Origin of the sequence: Klebsiella sp. HMSC16A12, from assembly GCF_001808265.1 — a bacterium.
GTDB classification, from domain to species: Bacteria; Pseudomonadota; Gammaproteobacteria; order Enterobacterales; family Enterobacteriaceae; genus Klebsiella; species Klebsiella pneumoniae.
The window spans coordinates 1-699 of sequence record NZ_KV792602.1 but is presented as its reverse complement, the minus strand read 5'-3'; the positions used below and the strand labels follow the sequence as shown (position 1 = coordinate 699).

Sequence of the window (699 nt, the reverse complement as noted above, 5' to 3'; positions counted from 1 at the left end):
ACAGCAGGCCAGACGAACTGTCCCTCTTCCAGACGTTTGGTAAACAGACACAGACCGTCAGCATCAGCCCAGAGGATCCTCACGGTGTCACCTTTACGACCACGGAAGATAAACAGGTGGCCGGAGAACGGATTGTCATCAAGAACATGCTGGACCAGTTCGCCCAGACCATTGAAGGACTTACGCATATCGGTGACCCCGGCAACCAGCCAGATACGAGTGCCTGACGGTAAGGGTATCATCGGCTCCTCCCGCTCAGCTCGCGGATCAGCGTTTTCAGAAGTGCAGGTGATAAATCCCCGGACAGACGCAGGCTGGCACCGCCGACAGTCACCTCGCATGTCATGGCCTCGCGGCAGGCTGGAGCGGCGGGTTCATAGTGCGGCTCAGCATGGTGTGACAGGACCATATCAGGCAGGACAACGGGGATAACAGAGTCTTGCTCTCTGATTGACCGTTGTATTTCATCGGGCAGAAGATGTCTGTAACGCTGGCGCCAGGTAAACAGCAGATTGTCATTAATTCCATTATCCCGCGCCAACCGGGCAACACAGGCTCCAGGCTGATATGAAGTGGTTTACTGAATTTGGCCACCTGAACAGAGGTGATATGCTCACCTCAGAACAACACAGGTGTCATAATGAAAAAAAGAAATTTCAGCGCAGAGTTGGCTTTGTTGAATAAATCGAACTTTTGCTG

At 52.9% G+C, this 699-nt stretch carries 1 protein-coding gene and 1 pseudogene; both read right to left on the bottom strand.

Annotated features, from left to right (window positions below):
• Positions 1-242: IS66 family insertion sequence element accessory protein TnpB (gene tnpB, locus HMPREF3140_RS10830; protein WP_070552985.1), on the bottom strand; the 242-nt coding region annotated here is incomplete at its 3' end.
• Positions 239-559: pseudogene (locus HMPREF3140_RS29640) on the bottom strand (IS66 family insertion sequence element accessory protein TnpB); the annotation flags it as partial. The gene tnpB and the pseudogene HMPREF3140_RS29640, both read right to left, overlap by 4 nt.
• Between the last annotated feature and the right edge of the window lie 140 nt (positions 560-699).